At 72.1% G+C, this 4,036-nt stretch carries 4 protein-coding genes; 3 read left to right on the forward strand and 1 reads right to left on the reverse strand.

The features are described from left to right. Positions 1–127: 127 nt before the first annotated feature. A complete protein-coding gene (locus AB0G02_RS30680; protein ID WP_360800890.1) occupies positions 128–457 on the reverse strand; it encodes a hypothetical protein in 330 nt (109 codons plus the stop codon). Between the two features lie 195 nt (positions 458–652). On the opposite strand from AB0G02_RS30680, the gene AB0G02_RS30685 reads away from it, so the two are divergent. The 3 genes from AB0G02_RS30685 to AB0G02_RS30695 all read left to right on the forward strand — a co-directional run. Further along, complete coding sequence (locus tag AB0G02_RS30685) at positions 653–1,420, forward strand: 3-hydroxybutyrate dehydrogenase (RefSeq protein WP_360800893.1); 768 nt, start codon at positions 653–655, stop codon at positions 1,418–1,420. Positions 1,421–1,458: 38 nt separating this feature from the next. Further along, entirely contained in the window at positions 1,459–2,796 is a 1,338-nt protein-coding gene (locus AB0G02_RS30690) for an MFS transporter (protein WP_360800896.1), read from the forward strand. Positions 2,797–2,800: 4 nt separating this feature from the next. Beyond that, positions 2,801–4,036 (forward strand): GAF domain-containing protein (locus tag AB0G02_RS30695; protein WP_360800899.1); only part of this gene is annotated, 1,236 nt, incomplete at its 3' end.

The raw sequence follows: 4,036 nt of genomic DNA on the forward strand, positions 1-4,036 counted from the left end.
ACCCCCTTCGCCCGCGGCTGGGGGGGCCGGGGCGGGTCCACGGTTTTCCGCCCGGAACCGCCTGTGGGCCAAACCCCGCCCTGAATGTGTTCCGCCCCCGACGCCGTGGTGGCGGGTGCGCGTGCGGTCAGCTCGCGACGGGCGTCTCCGTCCGCGGGGGCACGGCCGGGGCCGGCTTCGGCTGAACGGCCGCGACCTGGGCAGGCTTGATCTGCGCGGGCGCGATCGGCGCCGGCTCGACCACGGGCTCGACCGGGTCCGCGGCGTTGCGGGCGCTCTCGACCGGGAGGGTCCCGTTCCGGGCGGGATCGGTCCGGGTGGCGGCGTCCTGGGCGGGCTCGTCGGCCTGCGCCGGGGCCGGGTTCGCGGCGGACTGGACCGCTTCGGCGGCCTGGCTCACCACGATGATGCCCTCGAACTCGCGGAGCAGGTCGTCGTAGATCGGCGTGAGTGACACTTGGTAACCCCCAAAACGTCCTTCGTCCCCCGAACGGGCCAAAGCAGCCTACCTACGGGCGTACGCCCGCTTCACCCGGTATTGGGTAATCCGATCATTCCCGCGCTCACTGTCGGCTAAACACATGGACCGCCCACAGGTTGTGGTTATCCGTCACATGTGCGCAGAACCGCAGGTCACCTAGCGTTTCTGGCCATGACGAGTGTCCCCGGTCACAGCGACGACCTGTCCGGTCGCACCGCCCTGGTCACCGGCGCCGGCAGCGGCATCGGGCGGGCCTGCGCGGTCGCCCTCGCCCAAGCCGGGGCGAAGGTGCACCTGGTCGACCGCGACGGCGACGCGGTGGCCGAGGCCGCCCACGAGACCGGCGGCACCGAGCACGTGGTCGACCTCGCCGCCGCCGACCCCACCCGGGACCTGCCCACCGAGGTCGACATCCTGGTCAACAACGCGGGCCTCCAGCACGTCGCCCCCGTCCACGAGTTCCCGCCCGACCGGTTCGAGCTCCTCCAGCGGGTCATGGTCACCGCGCCGTTCCTGCTCGCCCGGCACGTCCTGCCGCACATGTACCAGCGCGGCTGGGGCCGGGTGGTCAACGTCTCCAGCGTGCACGGCTCCCGCGCCAGCGCGTTCAAGTCCGCCTACGTCACGGCCAAGCACGGCCTGGAAGGCCTGAGCAAGGTCATCGCGCTGGAAGGCGCACCGCACGGCGTGACGAGCAACTGCGTCAGCCCCGGCTACGTGCGCACCCCGCTGGTGGAGAACCAGGTGGCCGACCAGGCCCGCGCGCACGGCATCGGGCCCGAGCAGGTGCTGGCGGACGTGATGCTCGCCCGGCACGCCATCAAGCAGCTCATCGAACCGACCGAGGTGGCCTCCGTGGTGCTGTGGCTGTGCGGCGCGCACTCGGGTCACGTCACCGGTTCGTCGTTCACGATCGACGGCGGCTGGACCGCCCAGTAACCCCTCGTTCCCCCACCCCCAACGAAGTGGTGACCGACATGACCAACGCCGCCCCTCCGCAGCCGAAACCGTCCTTCGCCAAGGTGGTCGTAGCCAGCCTCATCGGCACGACCATCGAGTGGTACGACTTCTTCCTGTACGGCTCCGCCGCCGCCCTGGTGTTCAACAAGCTGTTCTTCCCCACGGCGGACCCGCTCACCGGCACCCTGCTGGCGTTCACCACCTACGCGATCGGCTTCCTGGCCCGCCCGCTGGGCGGTCTGGTGTTCGGCCACTTCGGTGACAAGGTGGGCCGCAAGAAGCTGCTCGTGCTCAGCCTGGTGCTGATGGGCGGCGCGACGTTCGCCATGGGCCTGCTGCCCACCTACGCCGCGATCGGCGTCGGCGCACCGCTGCTGCTGACGCTGCTGAGGCTCGTCCAGGGCTTCGCGCTGGGCGGCGAGTGGGGCGGGGCGGTGCTCATCGTGTCCGAGCACGGCAGCGCGGAGCGCCGCGGGTTCTGGGCGTCCTGGCCGCAGGCGGGCGTGCCGATGGGCAACCTGCTCGCCACGGCGGTGCTCGCGGTGCTGGCGGCGGTGCAGAGCGACGCCGCGTTCCTGTCGTGGGGCTGGCGCGTGCCGTTCCTGCTGTCCGGCGTGCTCGTCCTCATCGGACTGTGGATCCGGCTCAGCGTGTCCGAGTCGCCGGTGTTCCTGGCCGCCCAGGCGAAGGTCGAGGCGGGCAAGCTCCAGGAGAAGCCGCCGATCGTGTCGGTCGTGCGCGACCACTGGCGCGAGGTGCTGATCGCGATGGGCGCGCGCATGGCGGAGAACGTGTCCTACTACGTGATCACCGCGTTCATCCTGGTCTACATCACCACCGAACTGGGCATGCCGCGCTCGTCGGGCCTGAACGCGGTGCTGATCGCGTCGTTCGTGCACCTGGTGACGATCCCGATGTGGGGTGCGCTGTCGGACCGGATCGGCCGACGCACCACGTACCTGATCGGCGCGGTCGGCATCGGCCTGTGGATGTTCGCGTTCTTCGCGCTGCTGGACACCAAGTCGTTCTTCCCGATGACGCTGGCCGTCACCGTCGGCCTGGTGCTGCACGGCGCGATGTACGGGCCGCAGGCCGCGTTCTTCTCCGAGCTGTTCGGCACGAAGGTCCGCTACTCGGGCGCGTCCATCGGCTACCAGCTCGCGTCGATCGCGGCGGGCGCCGTGGCGCCGCTCATCGCGACGGCCCTGCTGTCGGCCTACGACAGCACGTTCCCGGTGGTGCTGTACGTGCTCGGGATGTGCGTGCTGACCGTGATCGCGGTGCTGGTGGCGAAGGAGACCAAGGGCAGCTCGCTGAACCGCGCCGACGACCCGCGCACCTCGGTGCGAGCATAAGGGCATGAGTGAGGCGGACGCGGTGGAGCACCTGCTGGAACTGCTCGACCTGCTCGCGACCGACGCGGGCAGCGAGCGGCTCGCGGCGGTGCTCCCCGCGGCCCGCGCGGCGGGCGTGCCGGACCGCGAGCTGGACCGGATCGCCCGCGCGACGGAGTGGGCGTTGCGGATCCGCCGCACGCTCACCGCGCACCGCCGCCGGGAAGCCGAGCTGGAAGCGCTGTTCGACACGGCCAACGACCTGGCCGGGGTGCGCGACCCGGACGCCGTGCTGCGGTCCATCGTGCGCCGCGCCCGGCTGCTGCTCGGCGCGGACATCGCCTACCTGAGCATGAACGAGCCCGGCACCGGCACGTACATGAGGGTCACCGACGGCTCGATCTCGGTGCTGTTCCAGCAGCTCCGGCTCGGCATGGGCGAGGGCCTGGGCGGGCTGGTGGCGCAGACCGCGCGGCCGTACGTGACCGCCGACTACTTCGCCGACGACCGGTTCCACCACACCGGTCCCATCGACGGCGCCGTGCGCGACGAGGGCCTGGTGACGATCCTCGGCGTGCCGCTGAAGCTGGACCAGCGGGTCATCGGCGTGCTCTACGCGGCCAACCGCTCGCCGCGCGAGTTCCCGCCGGACGAGGTCGCGCTGCTGTCGTCGTTGGCCGACCACGCCGCGATCGCGCTGGACACCGCGCACCTGCTGGAGGAGACGCGGGCGGCGGGCGAGACGATCCGCGCGCACAACGAGGCCATGCGCCGCGCCGAGGACGCCCACGACCGGCTCACCGACCTGGTGCTACGCGGCGCGGACGTGCCCGAGGTGGCCGCCGCCGTGGCGAAGGTGCTCGACGGCGGGATCGTGGTGCACGACAGCGACGGCGCGGAGCTGGCCCGCATCGGCACGGCCCGCGCCCTCGCGGCCCGTGCGGCGGTCAACGCCTCCCGTGCCAGCGGTCGGGCCATCCCGCAGGACGGCACGTGGGTGTGCGCGGTGCTGGCCGGCCGCGAGCTGCTGGGCAGCATCACCCTCACCGACCGCCCGGACCTCGACGACGGCGACCGCAGGCTGTTCGAGCGCGCGGGCGTCGTCACGGCCCTGCTGCTGCTCCTGCGCCGCACGGTCGCCGAGGCGGAGAACAAGGTGCGCGGCGAGCTGATCACCGACCTGCTGACGGCCGCGGTGGACTCGGTCGCACTGCGCGCCCGTGCCCGCCGGGTCGGGGTGGAACTGGCCGCCGACCACGTC

It is taken from the genome of Actinosynnema sp. NPDC023658, assembly GCF_040639995.1.
GTDB lineage: Bacteria > Actinomycetota > Actinomycetes > Mycobacteriales > Pseudonocardiaceae > Actinosynnema.

What these genes read in the sequence shown, in the direction of transcription:
- AB0G02_RS30690 (WP_360800896.1), top strand. Translation starts at nt 1,459, where the DNA reads ATGACCAACGCCGCCCCTCCGCAGCCGAAACCGTCCTTCGCCAAGGTG.
- AB0G02_RS30685 (WP_360800893.1), top strand. Translation starts at nt 653, where the DNA reads ATGACGAGTGTCCCCGGTCACAGCGACGACCTGTCCGGTCGCACCGCC.